Annotated in this window: 15 protein-coding genes; 4 read left to right on the top strand and 11 right to left on the bottom strand. The window is 45.9% G+C overall.

Features of this window, described 5'->3' with window-relative positions; translation table 11 throughout:
• Positions 1-7 precede the first annotated feature (7 nt).
• The 7 genes from J7I42_RS28735 to J7I42_RS28705 all read right to left on the bottom strand — a co-directional run bounded on the left by J7I42_RS28735 (position 8) and on the right by J7I42_RS28705 (position 8,692).
• Positions 8-3,127 (bottom strand): SusC/RagA family TonB-linked outer membrane protein, encoded by a 3,120-nt coding sequence (locus tag J7I42_RS28735; RefSeq protein WP_209142741.1) that lies wholly within the window; start codon positions 3,125-3,127, stop codon positions 8-10.
• A 564-nt stretch (positions 3,128-3,691) separates the two neighbouring features.
• Positions 3,692-4,141: an SRPBCC family protein gene (locus tag J7I42_RS28730; protein WP_209142739.1), complete on the bottom strand. Its 450-nt coding sequence runs from the start codon at positions 4,139-4,141 to the stop codon at positions 3,692-3,694.
• 61 nt (positions 4,142-4,202) lie between these two features.
• Positions 4,203-5,033: a helix-turn-helix domain-containing protein gene (locus J7I42_RS28725; RefSeq protein ID WP_209142737.1), complete on the bottom strand. Its 831-nt coding sequence runs from the start codon at positions 5,031-5,033 to the stop codon at positions 4,203-4,205.
• 94 nt (positions 5,034-5,127) lie between these two features.
• Positions 5,128-5,943: a universal stress protein gene (locus J7I42_RS28720; RefSeq protein ID WP_209142735.1), complete on the bottom strand. Its 816-nt coding sequence runs from the start codon at positions 5,941-5,943 to the stop codon at positions 5,128-5,130.
• Positions 5,944-6,709: 766 nt separating this feature from the next.
• Positions 6,710-7,147 carry a carboxymuconolactone decarboxylase family protein gene (locus tag J7I42_RS28715; protein ID WP_209142733.1) on the bottom strand — a complete coding sequence of 146 codons (438 nt, stop codon included), beginning with the start codon at positions 7,145-7,147 and terminating at the stop codon, positions 6,710-6,712.
• On the bottom strand, positions 7,131-8,051 hold the full coding sequence (locus J7I42_RS28710; protein WP_209142731.1) for an EamA family transporter: 921 nt from the start codon (positions 8,049-8,051) through the stop codon (positions 7,131-7,133). Before J7I42_RS28710 ends, J7I42_RS28715 begins: the two co-directional genes overlap by 17 nt.
• Positions 8,051-8,692, bottom strand: a complete 642-nt coding sequence (locus J7I42_RS28705; protein WP_209142729.1) for an FMN-dependent NADH-azoreductase — start codon at positions 8,690-8,692, stop codon at positions 8,051-8,053. The genes J7I42_RS28710 and J7I42_RS28705 overlap by 1 nt, the downstream gene beginning before the upstream one ends.
• A gap of 76 nt (positions 8,693-8,768) precedes the next feature.
• Between J7I42_RS28705 and pdxR the strand changes: the two genes are divergently transcribed.
• The 3 genes from pdxR (at position 8,769) to J7I42_RS28690 (ending at position 11,708) form a co-directional block, all read left to right on the top strand.
• On the top strand, positions 8,769-10,229 hold the full coding sequence (pdxR, locus tag J7I42_RS28700; RefSeq protein ID WP_209142727.1) for a MocR-like pyridoxine biosynthesis transcription factor PdxR: 1,461 nt from the start codon (positions 8,769-8,771) through the stop codon (positions 10,227-10,229).
• Positions 10,230-10,364: 135 nt separating this feature from the next.
• Positions 10,365-11,051 carry an FkbM family methyltransferase gene (locus tag J7I42_RS28695; protein ID WP_209142725.1) on the top strand — a complete coding sequence of 229 codons (687 nt, stop codon included), beginning with the start codon at positions 10,365-10,367 and terminating at the stop codon, positions 11,049-11,051.
• Between the two features lie 177 nt (positions 11,052-11,228).
• Positions 11,229-11,708: a hypothetical protein gene (locus J7I42_RS28690; RefSeq protein ID WP_209142723.1), complete on the top strand. Its 480-nt coding sequence runs from the start codon at positions 11,229-11,231 to the stop codon at positions 11,706-11,708.
• 96 nt (positions 11,709-11,804) lie between these two features.
• Here the strand turns inward: J7I42_RS28690 and J7I42_RS28685 are convergent, their stop codons facing one another.
• On the bottom strand, positions 11,805-12,266 hold the full coding sequence (locus J7I42_RS28685) for a YybH family protein (RefSeq protein WP_209142721.1): 462 nt from the start codon (positions 12,264-12,266) through the stop codon (positions 11,805-11,807).
• 174 nt (positions 12,267-12,440) lie between these two features.
• On the opposite strand from J7I42_RS28685, the gene J7I42_RS28680 reads away from it, so the two are divergent.
• Positions 12,441-12,821 (top strand): YciI family protein, encoded by a 381-nt coding sequence (locus J7I42_RS28680; protein WP_209142719.1) that lies wholly within the window; start codon positions 12,441-12,443, stop codon positions 12,819-12,821.
• 75 nt (positions 12,822-12,896) lie between these two features.
• Here the strand turns inward: J7I42_RS28680 and J7I42_RS28675 are convergent, their stop codons facing one another.
• The 3 genes from J7I42_RS28675 to J7I42_RS28665 form a co-directional block, all read right to left on the bottom strand.
• Positions 12,897-15,305: a hypothetical protein gene (locus tag J7I42_RS28675; protein WP_209142717.1), complete on the bottom strand. Its 2,409-nt coding sequence runs from the start codon at positions 15,303-15,305 to the stop codon at positions 12,897-12,899.
• Positions 15,306-15,312: 7 nt separating this feature from the next.
• A complete protein-coding gene (locus J7I42_RS28670; RefSeq protein ID WP_209142715.1) occupies positions 15,313-17,733 on the bottom strand; it encodes a hypothetical protein in 2,421 nt (806 codons plus the stop codon).
• 158 nt (positions 17,734-17,891) lie between these two features.
• The gene (locus J7I42_RS28665; protein WP_209142713.1) at positions 17,892-25,328 is read right to left on the bottom strand and encodes a SpvB/TcaC N-terminal domain-containing protein; all 7,437 of its coding nucleotides are present in this window, start codon (positions 25,326-25,328) and stop codon (positions 17,892-17,894) included.
• Positions 25,329-25,362 lie beyond the last annotated feature (34 nt).

The following is a 25,362-nucleotide window of genomic DNA, read 5'->3' as shown; positions in this document are numbered from 1 at the left end:
AAATAATTTAAAATGTCAAATTAGCACCAAGAACATAGTTGCGGGTAGACGGCGTATTGTACCCTACGGTAAGGATACGGTTCAACAAACTTGTATTGGCACTGATTGCTCCTGTTGACGACACGTTTTGACTACCATATGAGTTTGTTTCCGGATCAAGCCCCGATTCTTTATGGAATGGCGAGAACATGACAAATGGATTTTGAACGGTAGCATACATCCGCAATTTAAGATTCGATTTTTTCAACAAACTCTGATTAAAGTCGTAGCCCAGGGTGATGGTACGGATCTTCATGAAAGAACCATCAAAGTAACTGAGCGTGCTGCCGTATTTGGGGTTATCACTGCTTACGATACCGCCGGGTTTAGGATATTTCGCATTGGGATTCTCCGGTGTCCAGTAATCAACGTTCAAATTGTTACGGCGACCGCTCAACAAATTCAAATAGCCGCTTGCACCATGAATGGTACTGAAGAGAATGCCACCATGGCGATAGAAACCAACCACACCCAGATCAAAGCCTTTGTACGCCAAACGGGTATTAAAGCCGCCCTGCCAGTCGGGGTCTACATCCAGGATCTGACGGTCGGCAGAACCTATTGCCCGCTCGGGGGTACCGTCTGATTTATAACCACCGGTATATTTCACTTTGATCATCCCGATATTACCACCGGGTTCAAGGGTATTTAAATAAGCATCGTCTTTTTGCCACAAACCCTGACGCTCGTAATCAAAAATGGCGTTGATATTGTGCCCAACAAACCACCAGTTGTTTTCATCGCGGGTTTGTCCCGAAGCAAGGGAGGTCAGTTTATTTTTGTTTGCATAAAAGTTCACACCTGCTTCCCAGGTAAAGCCACTGACATTATCGAGGATGACACCATTCAGCCCCAGCTCAATACCTTTATTCTCCGATGAGCCGATGTTAGCAGTAATACTACCTACACCCGATGTAGGAGGCAGTCCAAGATTGTACAGGAGGTCTTCTGTTTTGGTAATATAATATTCAATGGTACCCGACAAGCGGTTTTTGAGAATGCTGAAATCAAGACCAAGGTTCGTGGTTTTGGAGAATTCCCAGCCCAGGTTCGGATTTGGCAATTGCGACACGTACAGCCCGGTGCTATAAGTGCTGGCGAAATTATAGGGCCTGGTATCCAGCTTACCCAGTGTTGCATAAGGTAAAACTGCCTGGTTAGAGGTTTCACCGTAACCAGCACGCAGTTTCAGCGAGTTGAAGAAATCGAGGTTCTGGATGAACGATTCGTTAGCCAGGTTCCAACCTACAGATATCGCTGGATAAGTATGCCATTTATGGCCCGGCGCCAATCTTGACGAAGCATCAGAACGAACCGTCGCAGAGATCATGTATTTGTTATCATAAGAATACATTACACGACCCATGGCCGATTTAAGCCCCGATAACTGGTAATCCTGGTTGGCAGGGTCAACGGTTATTTGTCCGGCCGCCTGACCGATGTTATAAAATTCAAAGGCGTCGGCTGGTATGTCGCGGCCTGCCATATTTGACCGGGTATATTTAAGTTGCTCTGCGGAATACAAAGCCACCGCACTAATGCTGTGTTTGCCAAAAGTGCGGTCATACGTAAGCAAATTTTCCAGTGTCCAGTGAACATTATTTCTGTTATCAATAGATGCAGAAGAGGGTGTGGTAGCGTTCAGCGCATCGCCAACGCCGGCCCCGGTATAGGCGCCATTATTGGTTTGTATGTAATCAAGCCCCAGGTTCACTCTGTATTTCAACCCGGTGATGAACGGCGCTTTCACTTCGCCATACACCGCGTTGTAGGTAGCAAATCCGCGGGTTTCGTTCAGCCACTGATCATTATCCCGCAGGTTCTTTACCACATCTTTTGTATACACATACTGGTTGTCGGCAATCATCCGGATGCCTCTTCTCAATGAACCATCAGCATTGTAAGGCGAGGAAATAGGCGTCATGCTTAATGAACTATATAAGCCCACCTGGCTTCCCTGTGTTTGGTTGTAGTTGGTATTGGTGGTAAAGCCGAAGCGGAAATTCTTACCCACTCCCTGGTCAATTGAACCACGCAGCGAATAGCGCTTGTACTGCTGGGTGGGTATTACTCCCTGGTTGTTATAATAACCGCCGCCAAAATTGTAGCTCCCGGTTTCAGAACCACCTGAAAGGCTAATGTTGTGGTCGGTTACAATACCGGTTTGATAGAGCAGGTCCTGCCAGTCGGTATTCACACTATCTGCCTCATCTTGTCCGTTTGTATATTGACCGGCCGCTTTTCGCAGGGCTACAAACTGAGGCCCGTTCATCATGGGGTATTTGGCAAACACTTTTTGTGCGCCCACATAACCGCTGTAATTGATACGTGGTTTTCTGTTCTTACCGCCTTTATCAGTGGTCACCAAGATAACACCATTGGCGCCACGCGAACCGTAGATGGCCGTTGCCGAAGCATCTTTAAGCACATCGATACTTTTAATATCATTTGGGTTGATATCGGCCAATGAGCCGATAAAAGGGATCCCGTCCAGTACGATCAGCGGGTTGTTGTCTGCGTTCAACGAGCGGGTACCGCGAATACGGATCTGCATAGTGGCCCCGGGCTGGGTAGATGTTTGTGCAATATCCACGCCAGGCATGCGCCCTTGCAGCGCTTGTGAAATATTTGGTGAGGGCACTTCACGCAATTTGTCTCCGCCCATCGATACCACCGAACCGGTAACTGCTTCTTTCCGTTGCGTACCATACCCCACCACCACTACTTCACCCAGATCGGTTGATGCCGGGGTAAGCTGTATATTAAGGAGCGCGCTGCCATCACCTACGGTCACTTCTTTGGGCGCAAAGGTTACACTTGAGATCACCAGCACCGCACCTTTGGAAGCAGCAATAGCAAAGCTGCCATCTACACCCGTGTTGGTACCATTACTGGTGCCCTTTACTGTTACAGAAGCGCCGGCTACCGGCTGTCCGACATGGTCGGTTATTTTACCTCTGACAGTATTTTGAGCAAACGCTGCGGTATCAGCTAAACAGCACAACAAAACCAGCAGCGTTCCCGCAAGCACTTTTTCCCACAACAGCTTTTGTCGGCTGCTCTTACTGGGAAGTTCAATTTTATTCATAGTAATCGTTTTGGTTTTTTACAATTTTTATTAGGGAGATAAATAGCATAGGCAAATACAGACCCGTCTGCCGCAAAAAGCAGCAGTTTACCCGCCACGGCCATAGCCATGGGCCAGCGAATGGGTCAAAAAGGACTCAGCGGAGTTTTTGAAAAACTATCCCGAGACCGTACCTACCAGTAAAGTGTAATCAATTAATGTGTTGGGGGAAAAGCAATTAGGTTGTAGCATATGGCAAATTTTAAGTCAGTTTCGATCGTTAGGGGCAGACCATTGGGAGTGTCTGACAAAACGAAAATAGTAAAAAAAACAAAAAAATGAAACCGATTACATTTTTTTAATCAAAAAATGTAGGCACGAGATTATCCCCACCTTGCCATTGAGAAATAAAGGAGCACTTACTATTTAAATTCATCTAATAAACAACCATTTAGAATGCGTATTTTAGGGATTATTGATTTTTTACATAAAACTACAACCGATTGCAGAAAAAAAGGGGATGGGGGTTGACAGGGTTGACACTTATTAACCTCCCTTATCAACCCTATCAACCCTGTCAACTTCCTACTTAGTAGGCTTTCTAAAAACGCCCTGGCCTGTAGTTAAATAAGCATACAGACTGGTCTTTATCCAGTGCGTCCAGCCAGGTTCACAATCCCTGTAACACTCCACATCAGGAGTAAGCCCGTCATGGGTGAATGTCAAATTGGTAACGTCGTTATTTTCCTGCAGATCAAAGATCAGGCGGGTATTGGCCCATTCTTTTTTATCGGAATACCAGGGCATATTACAATCGGTGATCAGCCAAACCACTCTTTTATCAGGCACCAGTTCGGTAACGGTAAAGTTGAAGAAAGAATCTCCGCCCATCGTTATCCTGAAAGTGTCGTCTTGCTTTTCGGAATGTCCGATAAATGATACACCCCACCAGCCTGGTACATTGTTGATCTTTTTAATAGCTTCTGCTGCAGGGATCGCGGCAGTGATACTCGTGTTAAAACTGTTGTTTTCCATTGTTTTTGCTTTTGTACAAAGCTAGGCCGCCGGAAAACCGAAGTATTGTACGAATCGGAATTCAGCTTGTATAATGTTTCGTAGCCAGGTCGTTCAGACTGTTTTGAAGATCGGTTGGGGTGGAACCGGTAAACCTTTTAAATGCCCGGAGAAAATGCGATTGGTCGTAGTAATATTCGTAGATATATTCTTTTAAATGATGCAGGGAAGCACCGGCTGAATACGCCTGGTAAAACTGTTTGAACCGGATTATTTCAGCCAGGTTCTTAGGCCCGGTGCCCAAATGTTCTGTGAATTTTTTATGCAACCACCGGGCACTATAGCCGGTTTCTTTTTCCAGCTGCGCTACAGTAATGAGGCCTTTACCTTCATAAATACGTTTTACACAATGGTCGTATATAAGGTCAGGTGCGGCCTTCTCCAATTGTTTGATCAGAAAGTGCTGTAACAACTGCAATTTTTCTGCTACAATCTCTGTATCGGCCAGCCGCGACTGTAATTCTTTTACAGGATTACCCAGCAGATCGGTCATTCCTGTTATTTGATTTTTTATGGCTCCATACGGCAAATAAAATAACCGATAAGCCCCAAGCGGGTTTAACTCCACTACTATCGTGTCTGTTTGTATATCTTCGTGCGGATTGAGCATAACGGCCGAATCAATGAGGCCGGTAAAAGACAATTCCTGTTCTTTCTGCGTGAAGGTCTTGTTTTCTACCTGGGCCACCAATCCGTTTTGGCTGGTAAAGGCTAATTTGAAATTGGCATTGGGAACGATCAGTTTTCTATCCAGCTCAGGCAAACGGCCACTGCTTTTAAACACCCACATCTTTGCAACATATGGAGCTAATAACGGATGTGGAGTTACCGGATTGAAGCTAAAAGTTGTCATTTACTTCCCAATGTATTGGTGCTGCTTTAAAGATACTACAAAGGCCCGAACTATTACGTCCCGGCCTTTGATCTATAAAAACAACGCAAAAAAATTAAGAAGGTAATGACAACAGCGGTATGTTGTTGCCGGAAGCCATCATCCTGGTCTTGCTGCGATGTACCATGGAATCCCAGAACCCGTATTTATAAGGCGACATGATCAGCAGATCGGCATGGGTGTCCTTTATTTCCTCCTGGATGGCATTGATGATCCTGAGTGATTGTACGTTCTTGTAGTAATAACTGATCCCAGCCAGATTTTTGTCAATAGAAGCATGATCGGCTTCATCTGCCTCCTGTAATGCTTCAATGGTATCAGTAACATAAAACACTTCTACCGTGGCGCCGAAGGCGGCAGCAATTTCGTGCACGTTTTTCAGCACTTTCTCCTCTACCCCTTTTTCCATATCGCAGGCAAATAAAATGTTGCGAATGGGGTGATATTGGGCGCTAACAGGGATCGCCAGTAAGGGAAATTCCAGTTTATGGATGGTAGAGGTCGTTGTATTGCCCAACAGGTCCTGTTCAACGGATCTATTGGCCATACCCATAACTACCACCACCGGCTTAAATTGATTGATGCAGGCTACCAGGCTTTCATAAAAATTACCCGAAGCCAGATAAGGGGTCACTTGTACGTTAAACTTTTTACTAAGTGCTTCGGCAGCTTTGTTTAGGTTTTTCTGGAATAATTCCAGCATTTCGTCAATGTCGTTCCCCGAAACCCGGGCGTTTAAAAGATGGATGGAAATTTCGCTGTAGTTAAAGAGGATCAGTTCGTGGCCTTGTTCTGAAGCCACCGCGGCGGCATATGCAGCCGCATTTTCAGCTTCTGCTGAATAATCGGTGGCAATGAGTATTTTTTTCATAAAGAGATGGGATTGTTCCTCTATATAACAGGGGCAGAATGGATTTGTTTGGTGAAACATCGTTTTTTTGTCAGAAAGACAATTAATCAGCAAATGTCAGTGGTGAGTTGGGAGTCTCGCACATTCGCCTTAGGAGGCTGCCGGAATGGATGGGATTGCGCCGGGATTGTGCCGGGATAGCGGCGGGTGTTGTTCGGGTTTTGTTCGGACTTTCCCTGGGCGCACCCGAACATTCCCGGGGAGAGTCCGAACAACTTCCGAACATTGTCAACAATAATACCAGCACAGGACCGGCGCCATCTCAAACAATACCAAGGTTTCCCTATACGCATTCAAGACACTTTATAGACCATTATAGACACAAATAAGCAACATAGCCCCTTATAGACTGGGTTAGACAAGCCTGTGATTGCCGGGTAAAATACTAGTTTTACCTTTGTATGGTATTGCACCTGCTCCTGCGCAAAACAGCTGTAATACACGTTTACAGCTCTTTGACATAGTGTAGAATTTCAGCTTAACGCCATTGGAGATTTCGGGAGAAATCGGCTACCGTTGTCTGATGTTGTTTTTAAACTAAAAGCAACTATAAACATGTAAGGATCAAATTTCCTAACCCCATCCATGGTAGGGGCGCCTGGCAGTTTGAATTGACTTTATAAGTAAAAAAGAAATAGAACCGTTCAAAATTATTTGTTTGCTATCTAAAACTGGCCGACCGAAGAATCGGCCGGCCTTTTAAATACTCAATAGAACTGAAAAAATGTTATACCGGAATTAACTTAGTGGTGATCCCGATCCGGTTCCAAACATTGATGGTTATGATAGAAAGAATAATCTGCGCCAGATAAGCTTCACCAAACAATCTGGCAGCCTGCTCATAAGTGGCATTGCTTACCTGATTATGGCTAATAAGAGTAACTTCTTCTGTTAATGCCAGAATAGCTTTCTCTTCATCTGTATAGAAAGGAGCATCGCGCCAGGCATTCAGCGCATAGATCCGCTGTTCTGTTTCACCTGCTTTTCGGGCTTCTTTTGTGTGCATGTCAATACAAAATGCACAGCCATTTATTTGCGAAGCCCTAATCTTGATCAAATCCTTATGTACTTTGGTCAGTGGAGTGCTTTCGATAAACTTTTCCAATCCGAGTATGGCTTTATAGCCTGCAGGTTCTACCTGATCAATTTTAATTCTTGTTGTCATATTTTATTTTGAATTTTATCACTTGACGTTTAGGCATGTTCATCCAGGCAACCGCCCCGAGGATAAGCGCCACACCAATCCATTGGCTTACCAACACCTTTTCACTCAAGAGAACGCCAGCCATTATAACAGCAATGGGTATTTCAATTGCTGCCAGCACCGCGCCCAGCCCTATTCCTGTCAATGGCATGCCTCGAGTAAATAATAATGGCGGAAGAATGGTCCCAAAAAGAGCAATCAGCAGTCCCCAACTAAAGAATATACTACCGGAAAATCCCTCATTAACAGCGGTATGAAAAACCATAAGGACAACAATCAATCCGCCCAGCACCATAAACAGGCTGCGTTTCACCGGTGGCAATCCCAGCTCAAGATTATTGGTTGAGTACATGGTGGCTGTATAACAAAGCGCCCCCAACAAGCCGAATGCTATACCCTTCCAGTTAAAACTGATCGACTGGGTAAGCAGGTTAGTGGCCAGCACAGTGCCTGCCATTATAACCAGCACTGCTAACATTTTTCCAATGTGCGGTAGCTTTTTTTGATCGATCGCTTCCACCACTACACCCATCCATACAGACTGGGCCAATAATACGATGGCCACGCTTACTGCGATATACTTCACTGACATATAGTAAAAGATACTCGTTAGCCCAAGTGAAGAGCCTGCCAATACCAGACGGACTGTACTTTTTATAGACCCTCTTAAGTAAGTATTAGCATGCGGTCGCCGCACCAGCGTAAGTATAAACAGGCCTATACAACCAATAGCGAACTGTGCTATGGTAACCTCGGCGGTATTAAACCCGGACTGATAAGCCATTTTTACATAGGTGCCCAACATGCCGTAACAACAGGCGCCGAGTGTTATTAAAATGCTGCCTTTCAATTTGGGGTTCCTCATTACTGTTGCATTCCTTTAATTACTGATTGCACCTGCTGGTGGGCCTGCCTGATGGTGCTTGTAAGTACTTCTTTATTCATTGAAGTGCCATTCACCGCTACCAGATGAATATCATCAATGCCCATCATATTGAAAACGGTTTTCAGATAGGTCGTCTGAAAGTTCAAGGCTGCATTGTATTCTCCAGGTTCATAATCCTGGAGACCTCTTGCCACTAAAAGTACCAGGGTTTTATGCTGCAACAGTCCAACATAAGGCTTTTCCTGATTGGCGGGATCTATAGTAAAAGTTTCATTGAAACGCATCACCTGGTCTATATAGGCTTTTAGCGTGCTTGGGATAGACCAGTTATACATGGGCGTACCCAACACTACTATGTCGGCCTCCCGTAATTCGTTTATGTAGGCATCGCTGGCGCCTAATATTTCCAGGTCTTTGTCTGTTCTTTCTGCAACCGGTTTTACATTGGCGGTGATCCACTCATTCGTTATATGAGGAACATAGGTATTGCCTAATTCCCGACAGTTGATCTCTGCACCGGGATGCTGTTGTCTCCAATGATTAACAAATACTTCGGTAAGTGTTCTGCTGTGCGATTGTGATCCTCTTGCACTTGCGTTGATGACCAATAACTTTTTCACTGTGATAATTTTTTACAAAAGTATTTCTATGCTGGGCTATATTTGCAGCCCAGTTTCAACATAAACTACAGCCCAGATGTTGCCTTATAAATCATTGATACAACTTGATAGAAACTCATCACTATCACTACATATACAGGTATGTAACAGTTTTATTACCCTGATCTCCAATGGCACCTTACAACCTTCCGCCCTATTACCGAGTACGCGGGTTTTAGCGGAGTTGATCGGCATTCACCGCAACACAGTGAAGCTGGCCTACGAGGAATTGATCAGCCAGGGCTGGGCCGATTCGGTGCCCCGCAAAGGCATATTTGTACTATCAAAGCTGCCGATCATTACCAGAAAACGATTACCAGGCATTCAACCTGAGTTACGACAGCAGGAACCTTTTAAATGGAATAACCGGTTTTCCCGCGCCATCACCGGCATGAATTTGCAAACGGCTAAATTGACCATTGATGATGGATTCCCGGATGTACGGTTGACACCCATCGATGAATTAATGCGTGAATACCGGAGCATTTCAAGGAAATCGTTCGGAAGGAACTTTTTAAAATACGGTAGCGCAAAGGGATCTGAACACCTGCGGGCTTCTATTGCGCACAACTTATATAACACCCGGGGAATTACCGTATCTCCGGAAAATATACTTATTACCAAGGGGAGCCAAATGGGCATTTACCTGGCCTCACAGCTGTTGCTGAACCAGCAAGCGCATATTGCTGTGGGCACATCAAATTACGTGCTGGCTGATAATACATTCCTGTATCATGGCGCCAAACTGGTTCGTATTCCCGTAGACGAATATGGCCTGGATATTGACTACCTTGAAAAGGCATTGCGACGCAAAGAAATAAAGGCGGTATATGTTATTCCACATCACCACTTCCCAACAACGGTTACTATGAGCATGGAACGACGGTTAAAATTATTGACCCTGGCCAGGGAATACCGGTTTGCCATACTGGAAGATGACTATGATTTTGATTTTCACTATGAAAACAAACCCTACCTGCCTCTGGCAAGTATCGATCACCACCAGAACGTGATCTATATTGGTTCGGTAACCAAAACGGTGGCACCCGCATTGCGTATTGGTTTTATGATTGGGCCCGCTGCATTTATAAATGCCGCAGCGTCATTAAGGGAACTGATCGATAAACAGGGCGATACGGTACTGGAGGAGGCTTTTGCCGTTCTTTTCGACAACGGGGAAATGGAGCGGTATTTCCGGAAGTCGATCAAAGCATATAAGGAACGCAGGGACCTTTTCTGCAAAGTACTGCAAGCCGATCTTTCTAACAGTATAGCGTTCAGGGTACCAGAAGGTGGACTGGCCGTTTGGGCGCAATTCGACAAAAAAATAAACCTGGTGAAACTGGCTGAACGGGCATCGAAACAAGGCCTGTTGATCGCTGACGGGAGCTTTTACAAAAATGAATCCTTTTCCACCAATGGCCTGCGGCTGGGCTTTGCCTCCCTAAGGCCAAACGAGATCATTACGGCGCTTACAAAGCTTAAGCAGGCATTGTAAATGGGGATCAAAGCGCATTATTATTTACAATAATGTATTCGTCAATATAATGGCCTGTTTTGTTCAAAATAACAAAACAAAATACGTTCTTTGCGTCTTTTAAAATAGGGAAGAATCCATATACATCTATAAACCATGAGATTAAGAAAAAGAGTAAGTAACCATCCTGCTGTCGTTTCATTACGCAACAAGTTGGGGATTAAACAATACTTTGGTCAAAACCAGGAAGACAAAACAATAGCCCAATATTTTGGCGATTTTAAGGGCACTTTATTATCAATTGGCGAGAACGACGGTATCACCTATAGCAACGCTTTACATTTCATTTTAAACGGCTGGTCTGCAGATCTGGTGGAACCCTCCCAGGTCGCTTTTTCCAAAGTAAGCAAACTGCATCGGGGCAACAACAAAGTAGCGATACACCAGGTTGCCATCGGTGAACAAAATGGTGAAGCTGATTTTTACGATTCAGGACAATTAGAAGGGTTGGGTGACACGTCACTGGTTTCTTCCCTGAAAAAGGATACCACCACCATGTGGACTGGCGTAAACTTCAATAAAATCACCATCAAAACGTACGACTTCCAGACGTTCAATACCACTGTTGCCAGGTACAAAACATATGACTTTATTACCATAGATGCCGAGTTAATGGATTTGACCATTTTGAAACAAATGGACTTAACAAAACTGGGCTGTAAATGCCTCATCATTGAGCATGGCGGTGAAGAAGCTACCAAGAAGCAAATGATCGATCATTGCACCAAACATGGGCTATCACTCGCTCATACCACGCAGGAGAATTTCATCTTCACAAAATAATTTTCAAAAGAAAAGGTCCGCGAAAGCGGACCTTTTCTTTTAGTACCCAAGCGTCTGCCTTCCATCGTTCACTACTAACCGCGCATCCCCGCGACTCCCTACATCCTCTTTAACCATAACCTGGTACAAATTTTTTAGCCATAGTAGTTTGTTGATTTAATAACACAATTATATACTATGAAAGTTTCATCTGCATTAGCTGGAGGATTAGCAGGAACAGTTACAGTCGCTTGCATGCACGAAGCAATGAGGAGAATTAGCCCCGTAGCACCCCGTATGGACCTGCTGGATATGGACCTGATCCGAAAAGGCCTAACAAAAATGCATAAAAATGTACCGGCAGATGGCGCACTTCAACGATGGGCTGTTGGTGGCGAACTTTTTTGTGACACCGCCTATTTTAGTCTGGCGGCAATAGGCGGCAAAAAAAAGGTATGGCTGTATGGCGCTTTACTAGGACTGGCAGCTGGTGTTTCGGCTGTTGTTTTACCAAAGTCAATGGGGCTGTCAACCGATCCAAGCAATAAAACAATGGGCACCAGGATCATGACCATTGGCTTGTATTTAATAGGCGGGTTAGCTGCAGCGGCCATAGCAAAACTGGTAGACAGATCAACAAACCGAATTGATGAATATGTAGAGGAAGTTTATCATTAAACTGATTAGCACCTGAAACATTATTGACACTCACCGCCGTATTTCGCCTGGCCCTTATACCAGACAAAATACAGCGGTGAGGATCAGCATAAATGATCATTTGACGGCATGATTGCTGCTAAACGAATCACGGAACATTTTCCAGCCGCTCGCGGTCTTCTTCCAAAGCACTAAAAACTTCCCATCGTCAAATAGTTCTCCCTTTGCATTAAAGGATTGCCAGTATCCTTCTTCCGTTACATATTCCTTCCCATCGCCATATACATTCGTAGTGATGAATTTACCGTTTCTTAGACCATACTCCTGATAAGCCAACCGGAAGAATCTGGCGAAGGCTTCCCGGCCACACGCGGCAGGTGCATCAGGGGCCAGGATACAGGCATCTTCTGCATAGCTATTGATAAAAATGGAAGAATCATTTTTAACAAAAGACTCAAAATACCTGGCATTGCTTTCCGCAATGGCTTTTTTTGCTTCCTGTAATTGAGCATTGACTATCACATTTATACAAACTAACAATATCATCAACAAAGGCAACCTTTTTTTGCTGCTTTTCATATTTTTAAATTTTAGTAAAGGTAAAAGCAGCCTAAAAAGATAAATTGTACAAATGCGAACAAGCGGCTTTTATCTTTTATTCAATACAGACGGGGCAGATGGCAGACACAGGCCCTCACGAAATCATATTACATTTGTATAATGATTCTTTAATCACACTAAAGCATAAACAATATGGCAACCGAATTTATGCTATATATACGCAATGCAGGTGATGCAAAGGCAAACCTTTCTGCCAATGAGCATTTGACTTTCATTAAGCAATGTGAGGTTTATATTGAGCTTTTAAAAACCAGCCGGAAACTGATAGCAGCACAACCTCTATTAAGAGAAGGTTGTGTTATTTCAAAAGCTGATAATACCTGGAACACTACTATAATTGATCCTACAAAAGAGATCCAGGTTGGCTATTACCATATACAGGCAGACAGCGTTGAGGAGGCCATTGCAATTGCCAAACAAAATCCTGAATTTGCATTTGTACCTACTGCCAGTATTGAGATCAGACCGGTAAAAACAAAGGAAGCACAAACAAATTTTGTTTATCCGAAATGATTTATTGAACATGACTTAATAAAATAAAAAGGATGTACCTTTTCAGTTACATCCTTTTTATTCCGTAATATCTTTCTACTTCGCCGACCGAGTATAGAAATTCAGCACTGGTATATCCACACAAACCGATACACTAAAACGCCAGTACGTTTGATTCGCATAATCATTGCTTTGTTTACCATCAGTGGGCGCATATACTTTTCGTAAATTAGGCCCCATTTGAGCGCCCAGGTTTATAGATACCGGTGACCTGGGAAGACCAAGGGAGAAAAACGCACCGGGCGACACGATATTCTTTAACTCGATCACCGGCACTTTGGAAGTTAGGGTATCGGCAAACCGGAAGGCTGCCACGGCACCAATGTCCACTACCGAAAGAAAAAGCGAATAAGACAAATGATGGCTGCTGGTGCTGAATGCCACTCCGATGGGCGCCGTTATACCATAACTGTTGATCCATTTTTTATTTTTAATACCAGCAATGGATTCATGGCCCAAAAAGAGCCCACCATAGGCATTCAACGAGATATTGAAAGGTGTCTCTCGTTTAATGCGGGCTGAACCGGTAGGCAGCGCTATTGCTTCGATGGCATTCTCTACCTCATCACTGCTTTTGGCCTGTACCAGCGCAGCCATAAATCCGCCATATTTAAAGATCTCATCTTTTGAAGCTTTGACTGCGGCAGGGGCATCAAATAATGCTCCGCCCTGGACATCTGGGTTTTTGGCGGACCATTTTATGCGTATCACATCGTATATATGTGTGGTATTGATGATGGCCGCCGCATAATTTCGCCGATTCACGTTTAGCACTAAATTGGAAAATGACCGCGAGATATCGAAATAGTCGGTCATTTCTTTACCAAGGTCTACCTTTACAAGGTCCCGCACAGCCGGGATCGAAGTTACCTTGCTGCTTTGTTGCAGCAGGTCAACAGTCGCAGTGAAATAGGCATAGTATTGCTCCAGCATCAGGGAATCACTGGCTGCTTTTTTATACTGCCGGATCATAGTATTAAGCCGGCCCGCCTTTTCACCGAATTGAGTAATAAAAGTTCTGAAGGGTGCCAGGTTAACATGTACAGCGTCTAATATTCTTTGTAAGGTCACCGTACTATCCTTAAAGTAAATATGACCACCTGCACCATTAGTTTTGTCGAATGTTTTTTCCGTTTCATACATCAGTCCGAGGTAGATGTTGAACGCCGTCGAATTGGCTATCAACTCCCTGACCTGTCGTGGGCTTACCCAGTATGCAGAGTCTTTGTTTGATGCAGTATCCCGCAATGACAGGGAAATAAGCTGGAGGGTCTGCACCGCTCCTTTCCAGTTATTTGAGAGCAAACTATCCAGGTATTCAGCCGGGTAGTCTGCCAGCAGGTCGCCAGGATGCACATGGTCCTGCAGCCCACTGGTAACATAGGAACCTGTAAGCAGCGTGGCTTTCAACCATCTTTTATTCTCCTGATCAAAAAATGCCTGGTGATTGTCGATAATGGAAGGCAGATTCTTAGCCAGGGTACTCAGGTCTTTTTCAAAGCTTTCCCGTAAGGTTTGAATATAAGCCTGGTAATTGTAGATCTGGTCACCTATTACGGTCAACGCCTGGTATGTTTCAGGAAAAACCGATTGCAGGTCCTTTTCCTTGGCGATCATGTCTTTGAATTTATCGAAAAAGCTGATGGCCAGTTCCTGCTTTGTTCTTTTGACAATGAATTTTGCAAACCCATCTACGATGGTAGTTACATCGATCCCCCCAATGGAAGTCAACGCCTGCGATAAAATGCTACCGCCCCCACTCTGTGCAGCCCCTAGTCCTTTTATCTTGAGCAGAAAGGTGTCTGAGGTATTCACGGACTCAGCAAGAAAGGGATTATTGGCGCTATTCTTTATCCGGCTTACAAGATCCTGGTGCAGGGCCAGTTTTTGTTTAAAATAGAAATTCACCACATCATCCCATTCCTTTTCCGTCAGCTGGTGCGGGGTGGCCAGCGCAATGGCGTCATAGTACATACTGCCCGGTCTATACGGCTTTCGGTCTGGCTCACCCGTCGGCTCATCTTTATCAGCTTCGGGAGCATCAGTTGTAACATCAGCAGTTTTCGGGTCCTTTGGTTTCGCCTCTTCCATAGCCACCATAATGTTCCAACTCAACTTTTTGCCATCGATCTCCGCTGTTGCCCGGGTACTGGACAAATCAATGCCATTCTTCGCTGTTGGGTCATCGGTAAACGTGAGTGAATGGCCGGTGAATTTAAATTCTTTCCCTTTGATCGATAACGCAGCTTTATGGTCCTTCAGCCAGTGTTCGGGGGTCTTCAGGCTGAACTCGATCGTTCCGTTTCTTTTGACAGTGATCTTCTTTCCGGAGCCGGGGGTTGCATTCACCGTGTTATTATCCACGGTAATGTCAACTTTCTCTTGGGCATAGGATGAAAGCATTCCCATCAGCCATGCCGACAGGAGGATAGCCATTTTTTTCATATCTGTTTCAGGTTAAAATTTTGTATTCGCTGTAAATGCCGTCTTCCGCCAGTATATTGGACAATTTGACTACATAGGTAAACTTATCATCTCCACCGACGATAATGCCCAAGGGCACATTGGCGTTATCGAGCACCAGTGCGCCCGAGTCGCCCCGGTGTGAAGGTGCCGATACCGGTCGCCCCTGTCTGTCTAACCGGGAGATAGAAAACACGTCCGTCAAGACCCGTTTAACTCCATCAGGATATAGGATACCCTCGGTCATGTTCACACTATGGTTATAAATTTTTGCTTCCTGAAGACCTTCCGATCCTGCCCCATTAAATTTTACGCCGCAGGTACGCGCGTCATTCCTGGTGACCGTCCGCCAGTGTTTTTTAAAATCATTGGACGCAGGACCATTGGTAAGTACCGCAAAGCCCACATCCATATTAGTAGCGAAGCAGCCATCCACCACCCGGCCAATGGCTTTTTCCTGCCCATCCATCACGGTTTCCGGACCGGAGTTTACATTCCAGTTCTGGTCACCCTTTATCACATGCCAGCAAGATAACAGGTACACCCCTGCGCTGCCATCCTTACTCAGGTAGCAACCCAGCGAGCCTATTCCATTTACCAATGCCTGGTTCATGATCTTCTCTCCTCTGGTCAGTGCGTGGACCGCCGCGCCGGTTGTGATAACAATATCAAGGGGGAAATTTTTATGTTCATCACCCAACAATCTTTTAACAGTATCCCGGGTAATTCTATCCTTTACATGGATCTCAATGGCATCTGAAAGCCGGTTCGCTGTAATCGCAAGTCCCTCATGTACAGAAAGGACGCCCATTTCATTTGCCAGCCTCGACCTTGCGCTGAGTACCGCGAGTTCGAACGGCGTTGCCACCGGAACCACCACCGCTTCATTTTTAGCCACATTGACCAATGGCTGGTCAGCCAGCGTGGTTCTTTCCGGGGTTTCCTTCTTTTCTTCGGGCTTAACGCCTGCCGTACGGATGGCAACAACCTTGCCTAGCAGATCGAACCAGAAAGGAGCGCCCAGGGACAACGCAAGAGCGGTAATAAAAAAGCCAAGCAGGCGTGTCTTGTCCTCACCTATACGACCCAGCACATACCACAGTTTCTCACCAGCGGTGTAGTTAACCGTTCCGGAGATGCGGACCTGATGCGGCGAATCGGCGCCTTCCCTGGCAACCACATCTATTGCTGCAAATTCCTCCTGGGACAACGCATTGACAGAGTCTGTAAGCTGCCGATAGGAATGCAATGTACTCAAACCAAGAGAGTCCAGTGACAACTGAACAATCAGCATCCTGACACTGTCACTGACTGCATTTCTTTTTTGTCTGATGGCGATGCTGTCTTTTCCCGCCCCGCCCAAGATGATATTAAATTGCTGGAGCCTGAATTTCATAGCTGCCAGCTCCTGCTGTCTGGTTAATAAGCTGCGCGCCAGCATTTGATGTTTGTCAGCCTCTGATCTGTATGCTTCCAGTTGCCGGAAAGCACCAGGCTGCTCGCTGCTGTCAACCACTACCGTGTATCGCTTATGTAGTGCATTCAGTCCCCACCCGGCCCCAATGAGGATATTGGCTTGCGACATATCCTCCGAGATATGTGCCAGTCCGCTGTCCACGATGGCGTTAGAAAGCACCGAATCCTTATTGCCATTGACAAAGTAGCTGTACCGGGCCGTATCCCTGGCCGCTGCAACACTCAGGTTCACCAGCTGGGTGCGGGCATCCCTGTCTTTAGAAAGCGTTTTCGCTATCCGGATAGAATCCACATTGAAGATCATGGCGATGATAAGCCCCAGTACTATGGAAATACGAGTGAGAAAACGCTTATACCACCCGCTGGCCTGGTCATTTGCCTCCACAAACCATTTCCGGAGCTGGTCGCCAAAAGCATTGACATCCCCGCCTGCATCCTTTGCCATGGCGCGGATGTTTGTCAGCGTTTCCTGCTGAAAATGAAGTGTATTATTCTGAAGCGCGAAGTCAATCCTGTCCATATCTGTACGCCCCTGGCCCTTGCTTCGCAACAAATGGATCATAGTGATGGCAAAGGTGTCACTGGTAATGTAAGAAGGCTTGCCGTTCCGGAAAGACATGGCATGCGTCTTCTTGTTCTTCGAAAGATACTTGATGGAGGGGGACGCATAGAACCTTCCGGCCACACTGTATTTGAAATCATTCCGCTCGTACAGAAAGAGAGCGGCCAGCCAGTTCCTGAATTTTTCCCATCGGGTAGCGCCCTGGTCGTAATAACCGTCATTCAGCATCCGCTCAATACATACACGCAGCATCCTTTGCCTGAAACCAAGGCGGGCGGCCAGCATTTCGCCAAGGATCGTTACAAACAGGCTATAAAGAAGGTAGACGAATATCAAACCAATGACGACGTTAATGGCGACATTGTCAAACATAGGTTATGAAAAATGTTTCTTACAAAGGTTTATCTAAAACGCCAGTTGAACAACGTGAAAAACACCCATTTCCGGCTATAGGACTGGGTTAGCCAGGGTACCGGAATAAAAGGCCGTATCAGAACTAATACAGCCTTTTATCAAGTATAATCGCTTCATTATTTGGACATCAGGTACCCAAAGCCTGCAGACAAACCGCCCGCAATCATGGCACCGGCTATAACTGGTAGGGATATTGGTGCTGTTAATGCGACAAACGCTCCCGCAGCTAAACCGCCTGCGATCACCGCGACGCTTAAACCAGCCCCGGTTGCTGCAGTTTCCCCAAGCCCAATATCCCGGACAAGATTTTCTGCTTTTACGCCGGCAACTGCACCCACTATACCACCAATAGCTGCCGGACCAGGTGCCCGGGCACCCGCAAAAGCAGCAGCCGCCAATCTTGGCATCCCTGCACGTGCAGCAGCAAGGGCAATGGCTTCCGTGGCCATCAATCCTTCCGTGGTTCCTGGAACAAACTGCGCCAATCCGTTAGCTGCAGCTTTTCCCGCAGAATAAGCCCCACTGGGGGCAGGTACAGGCGTTGACCCCTGTCCTGGCGGTGCAGGCGTTGAACGCTGCACCGGTATGGGCGCTGTTTCCTCAAAAACAAACGGGGACTGTACCGGTTGTTCCCTTTCAACCTTAGGGGAAGCGCTGGGGGCAGACCGTACAGGTAATGGCTTGCTAAAGTCAAACTCCAGCTGCTTATCTTTTGCAAAAGGGAAACTTTGTTGTTCGGGGCCATACATAGGCTGCTTGCCTCCTGATGCTGCCGGCGGGGCCGGTGCAGCAGGCGCCGGCGCTGGTGGCTTCCTATTGATAATTGCCTTTACGTCTTGTGGAAGCACCACCTTGGGACCATTCGGTACGGCTGGCCCTACATGATCGCCACCTTCTCTGCCATACTGGCCTTTTGCCTTAGCACTAGCCGCATCTTTCCGTTCACCAGCAGACTGTTGGTTATTAGCCTTGGCGTTTTGAGGACCGACCCACTGCGTTGCGCCCGGCGGGCTACTCCACATCGGTGTATCGGGATGGTGACCAACATGGTAGTCAGCAGCATTTTCCATCCATGACTCCGCAATATTGTCAACATATTTCCGGATATTGGACGCCTGGGAATAGGTAGTTTGCGTTGCTCTTGTTTCTACGTTAAACTGTTCTATCAAATGCTTCTGCGCCGGTGGTTGGTCTGTGGTCCCTTTGGGGTCCGTTCTCATAACCGGATTCCCCCTGCAATAACCATAAACGTTTAACCCACCCCGAATGCCTATGGGATCTGCATTACACCACCGCCCCAGCCACGGGACATAATACCGCGCACTATGGTAATTAAACCCGCTTTCTTCATCTCGTTCCATACCGGTGTACCGGTAGCGTTTAGCAGGTACCTGTCGCGAGGAATCGGTTGCCTGGTATGCCGTAGTACCATAAGGGTGATACTCCTCATAGGAAATAATGTTGGCGTCGGCATCCAGTTCAAGACAGGAACTTCCCAGGTGATCGCTATACTGGTAACGCACCAGTTGTGAGGTAGTCCCATAATTAACCTTTGTAAGGGTATCTACCATGGCTATCCTGTTTTTGTCGTCCGTTACATGCAGGGTCTCTCTTTCCAGCAGAATGACATTAGCCCTTCGTTCCCGGTAAATCTCAAACACCCCCAAATAGATCCGCTCTTCGGTTTTATTAAAAAGCCTTTCTACTACTTTTCTTACCCGTTGCCCGTTGCTGTCATATACATAATATGCTTCACCGCCTCCACCTAAACTTACGTGTTGCAATTGTTCCCGGAAGTTCCAGTTCAATTGTTTCAGGTGCGGCATGGTAAGCATACTTCCATGCACGTTATACGAATAGGCAAAGTTTTCATCACCGGTTGTAACACTCATCAGGCGGTTATTCGATGCATTATAGGTAAACTCCCGGGTGAAGCTGCCCTGCGGGCCTGCTATATGCTGCATCTTTGTAAGATTCCCTGCGCTGTCGTACCCATATTTCTGTGTGTAGTTGCGCATTTGTACAGGCGAATTGGGTTGCAGGCTAAACCGGCACCAGTCGTCGTTCCAGTTATCAGTCCCGTTCCCGCTTGTTTGCCCCGTATGTTCCCGCCCACCGGCTTCAATTAACCGGTAAACAGCATCGTAGTAATAATCGCTTTGCGCTTCCACCTGTTGTCCACCATAAAAAACAGTCTTCTGTGCATTATCAAATTGCCGGGTAATATTTCCGGCCGGGTCATAGGTATAATTCAGGTCCTGCAATACCTGGTTACTACCACCCGTAGTCAACAATCTTGTTAACCGGCAGGTTTCCGGTTCATACTGGTAAGTCGTTTTTGTGTTGTTACCATAAAAGATCGCTTTACGCTGTCCCTTTGCGTTATAATCAATGTTGTTTACAAAACTCGTTGACTCATTCACACCTTTAATATTTACAACCACCTTATTGAGCAGGCTGGCCTCATTGTACAAAGGGGTGAACAAACTGCGATCGGGCGCTATTATTTTAACTGGCCGGTTCAGCGCATCATAAGCTGTTTCACTGTTGAAGGTCTCTGTTTCAAGCAGCGGACTCGTACTCCAGTTGGCCATATTCCTGTAATCCTTTACTAATTGCCGGGAAGATGTCAATAGATTGCCTTTAAAATCATATGCCGCATTGGTTACTATACCGGATGTATCATAGTGCCGGAATAATCTTCCTTTCAGGTTATGGCCCAGCGCATCGGGTGCCATTTCTCCATATTCGTATTGTTCAAAGACAATATTGCCAGTACCGGTATCAACAAACAATTGCGCCGGCCGGTGCAGTGCATCGTAGGTATAACTGATCGTTTGTTGCCGGCTATCCCATACCCGCAGTAGTTTTCCCATTGCATCGACCAGCATCCAGCGATCACCGGCATCCATACTTTGCTGGAAACAGGTATTGCCCAGCATATCGTATTTGAAGCTCATGACCACATTACCTCTTGCATCGGTAATGGCTAATTGATTGCCCTCTATATCCTGTTTTGTTCGGGTATAATACCATTCTTCCTGCACGGCTTCATTACTGCGTTGCGTTTTATTGTGTGTAACAACCAGGAATTGTCTACCCAGGCTATCGAGATAAATGGTGGAGGGAGTATTATAGTGCAGGGCGGCTTTTTGTGCTGCCTGCTGCTCGGCTTCGCCTTTTTCTCCGTTTATCCGTTGCGCATACCAGCTGCTTTCTTTCACCGTATCATTATCATCGTAGCCTTTTTGCTGCCAGGCATCAAATACTATTTTGGAGAACGTACCGTTGGGCTTTTCAGTTTTGATCACCCGTCCCAGCGCATCATAGTATATTACAGGCGTAAACCCTAATTCAACCAGCTCCTTTTCATTGTTATATTCAAAACTGCTATCAAAAAAAGGCTCATATTGTTTAACGGGGTTTCCTTTATTGTTGAAGATCGTTCTGCCCGTCCCGATCCATCGCAAAGCAGGACTGGTGTCTTTGTACTGCAGATTGCCCGAAGCGTCATGAACTAATTTACCATCGACACCACGTTCCGGCGCAAGGCCCGGCTCTGCCTGTATCTTCCTGAGCACTTCATGCCCCGAGCCATCTGAATAGGAATAGCTTACCTGCGTTTTCCTGGTGGGGTCAACTGGGGCATCACTGTTATAATAATGGCTTTCATAAGTCGTATTCTTCACGCGGTTCGCCTGTTGTCCGTTTGTATCAAAATACCGGAAGGCATATTCAAGCACCGCAGACGGCTGATCGTTCGGTGAAAGCTCGGTCGTATTTACATCCATGGGATCGCCTTTTAACTCAGTGCTTTTTCCCATGATGAATTGATGCGATACCAGCCCCAGCTCGTCGAAACGCACCCCTGTTCGGTTATTGTTTGCATCCCGTAAAAGATACGGGGCCATTACCCGGTAATTAAAGCCATCTGCATTGCTTTCATTATTCAGGGCATCGATGGCGCTTTTAAGCAATAATCTATACCTGTCGTAAACCACTCTCGTCCGGTTTCCAAAATTATCTTCATAAGCCACCGGCAAATAGAAATTGCTTTTTGTAAAATTTACCTCAGGGATTGAAGGATCGGGGTACAACCAGGTCCGGCCTGATTTTATCCAATAGTTATTATCCCCTTCCAGCTGTACATAACGGGCCTGATCACGCCACAGGCTTTCATTGTATTTGTCCCCATAAATATGCTGCATGAGCGAGGGTGTCCCTGCCAGCAGATAATTTTCATATAGCAATCCTTTGGTATCCTGAAACCCGGCAGGTTGAGGGCCCGACAGATCATCGCGCAAGTATAAGATGCGGGCATGTTCCAGCTTTCTTTTTTCGTTAATAGCTGTTTCCTGTTCATATACTTGTACAGCGGCATTTTCAAAGCACAGCTTTATTTCACCGGGCGTGAAAAAAACAGCGGCTGGCGCACCGGTATTAAGCTCCCAGGTTTGCGTTTCATAACCTGCCGGAAGCCGGTAGGCCGAAGGCAGCGCTATTTCCTGGGTAAACCGGCTACAGGTATAAGTTATATATTGTCTGGTTTGTTTTTCCCGGTCGTCCACAGTAGGCAATCCGGCATCTGCCGTTCTTCTTCCATATACCACGGATGCGGCCTGCAACACATTCCCATATTTATCAAACTCCACATTAATGGTATGTGCCATGCGTGGATCAGCCGGGTTGCGTTCAAAATTTATAATAAGGGCTTCTTTTTCATGGGTTAGGAAGATCCCATACCGCTGTTCTCCCCGGGGCTGCAATCTTTGTATGTCATAATTATACTGGGTAACCGTATAAGGATGAATTTGTACGGCCGCATTCCCTTCATCGCTGTATACTTCCCGGCGAAGCGGCAATCCTTTTAACGCCCGGCAACATTCAATCTGCTCCTCCGTTGACAGGTTAATTGGCAAATCAGTTTCAGGCAACCAATACATTTGTGGGTTGGTAGCTGTACCGGAATAATACTCTTCCTGTAATTGATGGAATATCTGTTCCCTGTTCAGACAGGCACCGGTATGAAACCAGGTCTTTGTAGTAACAACAGGCTGAAATAAACTCCTTTCATCAATGGCAGTGGCAAGGTGCTGTGTTTTCCTTAGGTAGCTTTCATACTGCTCACTGTCTACCTGTACTACCATTGCAAAACCCCTGAATTCCCGCTCAACAGCATCATAGTAGCCGTGATGGTAGTGGTATTGATTACTAAAACGGGTTTGGGAAATATTATCTTCCACAATTATTTCGCTTACACATTGCACAGGGAATGGCAGTTTGGTGATCCATTTATTCCCATTGGCTTTATCTTCAAGATAATACTGGGTGGAAGACCTGTAACGGAAAGTAATTTCTTTACCCAGGTTGTTTAGATATTTCTCCATCAGGTGGGGTTTTCTACCACCCATTAGATCAATATATCGCAAAGGAGCATGGCTGTGTGCAGGTAACGGGGACGACCATACCAAACAAGCAGTCCCATTGCCCAGTAGATCAAACACACCTACTTTCGTTTGATCGTTTATCTCCGGGAAGGGATTGAAATATTCATCCGGATCGTTCAAACTGTTGCCGCTTTGATTAAACCATACCTGAATGCTGTTCTTACCGGTATAAATTATATCGGTAGTGCCTGAGCCGTCGATATCAGCCAGCTGAATAAAATGCGGATTGAAGTTTATATTATTATCAAAGCTGCCATTCATTTGCATAGTAACGCGTGCGCCAAACCGGCCATACCCCAGATTGGGATAATAACTCACATTGGAATGGGTGATGATAACAATATCCGCCAGGCCGTCGCCACTCATATCCGCTGTAGCGATCAGTATGTTTTCATTTTTATTGGCAAAAAGAATAGCCGGCCCTTTTTCTTCGTCCGCGGCTTTGGCGGCAGATTGATAATCGTCATAGCCCAGCTTTCCTTTGGCGGCATACCAGATAAATTCCTGTTCATGCGAGATCAGCAGATCGGGTCTGCCATCTCCGTTTAAGTCAAGGAATTTTAGATTGGGGTCGCTTAGATCAATATTGGGGAATTGCTGAAAAGCAGTAAAGGGCTCCCATGTTTCTTCAGCAGTTAATTCGAAATACCCTTTTAACGCGCCATCCGTTTTTACCAGGTATTTTTTACCATTGGCCTCCAGTTCCTGTATGGCGAGGTCACCGGTACTTAAACCAGATAGGGCGGGTTTGGGGCTTACTAATTGTGCGGCTGAAAATTTCCCCTCACCCAGATTTTCTTTATAGTACCAGCCAGTGGCCTGTTCGGTAAGCATACCAGCCATTCCTTCGCTATAGAGATCAGTCCATTGGTACAGGCGGTTATCCAAACCAACCGGATCATTAACAACGTCTTCCTGTGATACTTCTTTTACCTCTTTTGAAAAACCGGGTTTGCAATACGAAAATGCCAATGGCGGTAAGGAGCGTTTTGACCTCAGGGTACCATTTGTATTCCAGATATAACCCGTTTGAGTGATCTGCTCCAGATAAGTGAGGTGCGGGCGTTCATCATAGGCAAGATCAAGCGAACGCACCAGGTAATCATCCCAGCCCAACTCCTCTTTGAAATGATGGAACATCAGTATGCGGCGGCAAAGCCGGCTGGTCCTTATTTCAAATCCTGAACGATAGGTAGAAAAAGGATCCTTTCGCGCAGTCCACCCGGTTATTTCCCGGGTGGTTGGTTTATCACGATCATGTTCCCCATAATCAAACACCAGCTCAAACAAAAATCCGCTATCGGGCGGCATCGCCTCACCTTCGTACCAGGCAACATTGTTTCCATAGAGTACCCTTTTGGGGTACACATTGGTAACTGGTGCCGTGTCGTTCAACCGGTTCTTTTCATGCACTGCAGGGGCAATATTCGTTTTATCTTCCTTTTTATACACGTATCTTGTAATATTCCCCTTATCATCATAGGTGTATTCGAGGCACCATTTAAAAATGTTATGCTCCTCCCCTGCAACCGGACTGGCTATACGCGAGCCCGGGCTTTGTCCGAATACGGAAACCACATTATCTTTTGATCTTACCCGCCAGTAAACAATATTATTCTCTTCTATTTTCTCTATCCGTGCAAAAAGTCCTTCAATCCGGGGGCGGTAGCGGGTGATGGTCACCCCATTATTTGAAATGGTATTTCTATTCCAGTTACCGTTTGCGTCTTTTATTAATTCCGGCACCAGGTCCTCTGACCCCGATAAAATGAATACATCCGACTCCTCCTCATCTTTGTATTCAGGCAGCTTCTTTTCAGTCCTTCTTTGAATGGATGGACAATCACCATTCCATCCCAAGCCAAAAATACCATTTCCGCCTCCGGAGTTATAGCTAAGTGATAAAGAAGGTGTATTACCATTTCTACCCGGAGTGAAGGGAAGCGGTATAGAAAAAGCGGCAGTACCATCAACAGCATTCACATTGAATTTCTCGTTAACGCTTTTTATAGCCCCCCCACCTTTGGGCAGGGTTATAGCCGGCACCTGAACAAGGTTGGAGGCTGTTTTGGCTGCTTTATTCTGGGTTGTATTAATATTCTCCATACAGCATTAATAATTAAAGTGAAAAACTTAGATG

It is taken from the genome of Niastella soli (assembly GCF_017742245.1).
Taxonomy (GTDB): domain Bacteria; phylum Bacteroidota; class Bacteroidia; order Chitinophagales; family Chitinophagaceae; genus Niastella; species Niastella soli.
Note: the sequence above shows the minus strand (reverse complement) of the source record. Positions and strands in the feature narration are given on the sequence as shown.

Excerpts from the sequence above, each read along its gene's own strand:
- J7I42_RS28735 (WP_209142741.1), bottom strand. The coding sequence starts at position 3,127 with ATGAATAAAATTGAACTTCCCAGTAAGAGCAGCCGACAAAAGCTGTTG.
- J7I42_RS28730 (WP_209142739.1), bottom strand. The coding sequence starts at position 4,141 with ATGGAAAACAACAGTTTTAACACGAGTATCACTGCCGCGATCCCTGCA.
- J7I42_RS28725 (WP_209142737.1), bottom strand. The coding sequence starts at position 5,033 with ATGACAACTTTTAGCTTCAATCCGGTAACTCCACATCCGTTATTAGCT.
- J7I42_RS28720 (WP_209142735.1), bottom strand. The coding sequence starts at position 5,943 with ATGAAAAAAATACTCATTGCCACCGATTATTCAGCAGAAGCTGAAAAT.
- J7I42_RS28715 (WP_209142733.1), bottom strand. The coding sequence starts at position 7,147 with ATGACAACAAGAATTAAAATTGATCAGGTAGAACCTGCAGGCTATAAA.
- J7I42_RS28710 (WP_209142731.1), bottom strand. The coding sequence starts at position 8,051 with ATGAGGAACCCCAAATTGAAAGGCAGCATTTTAATAACACTCGGCGCC.
- pdxR (WP_209142727.1), top strand. The coding sequence starts at position 8,769 with ATGTTGCCTTATAAATCATTGATACAACTTGATAGAAACTCATCACTA.
- J7I42_RS28695 (WP_209142725.1), top strand. The coding sequence starts at position 10,365 with ATGAGATTAAGAAAAAGAGTAAGTAACCATCCTGCTGTCGTTTCATTA.
- J7I42_RS28690 (WP_209142723.1), top strand. The coding sequence starts at position 11,229 with ATGAAAGTTTCATCTGCATTAGCTGGAGGATTAGCAGGAACAGTTACA.
- J7I42_RS28685 (WP_209142721.1), bottom strand. The coding sequence starts at position 12,266 with ATGAAAAGCAGCAAAAAAAGGTTGCCTTTGTTGATGATATTGTTAGTT.
- J7I42_RS28680 (WP_209142719.1), top strand. The coding sequence starts at position 12,441 with ATGGCAACCGAATTTATGCTATATATACGCAATGCAGGTGATGCAAAG.
- J7I42_RS28675 (WP_209142717.1), bottom strand. The coding sequence starts at position 15,305 with ATGAAAAAAATGGCTATCCTCCTGTCGGCATGGCTGATGGGAATGCTT.
- J7I42_RS28670 (WP_209142715.1), bottom strand. The coding sequence starts at position 17,733 with ATGTTTGACAATGTCGCCATTAACGTCGTCATTGGTTTGATATTCGTC.
- J7I42_RS28665 (WP_209142713.1), bottom strand. The coding sequence starts at position 25,328 with ATGGAGAATATTAATACAACCCAGAATAAAGCAGCCAAAACAGCCTCC.